The sequence below is a fragment of the Pseudoalteromonas sp. GW168-MNA-CIBAN-0100 genome (genome assembly GCF_040309225.1).
In the GTDB taxonomy this organism is placed as follows: Bacteria; Pseudomonadota; Gammaproteobacteria; order Enterobacterales; family Alteromonadaceae; genus Pseudoalteromonas; species Pseudoalteromonas arctica.
Window position 1 is genome coordinate 1 of the sequence record NZ_JBEOOL010000560.1, and the last position, 272, is coordinate 272.

Below are 272 nucleotides of genomic sequence, written 5' to 3' on the forward strand. Positions count from 1 at the left end.
TGATACGAGAGCGTATTACTATCTTTTAACCATTTTGCTCGGGCAAGGTAAATATCTTCATCTTTGCCTAAATCAACCCAATCCACTTGCTGATTGTTTAAGGTAACTACGCCAAGCTGTATTTTAACGTTGTTAGTGCCAGTAAATGGGTAACGTTGATTGAATAGTTTTACTTCGTCGGCGTAAATTTCGTTGCGTAGCGCTTCTTTTACTGGGCTTTCGTCAACGCGAGTAAAGGCAATTTTAGACTCGTCGTCGGCCCACCAATAGCC

Annotated in this window: 1 protein-coding gene; it reads right to left on the minus strand. The window is 41.9% G+C overall.

Annotated features, from left to right (window positions below; all coding sequences use genetic code 11):
* A partial coding sequence (locus tag AAEY62_RS22425) for a DPP IV N-terminal domain-containing protein (RefSeq protein WP_350636617.1) occupies nucleotides 1–272 on the minus strand: 272 nt, incomplete at both ends.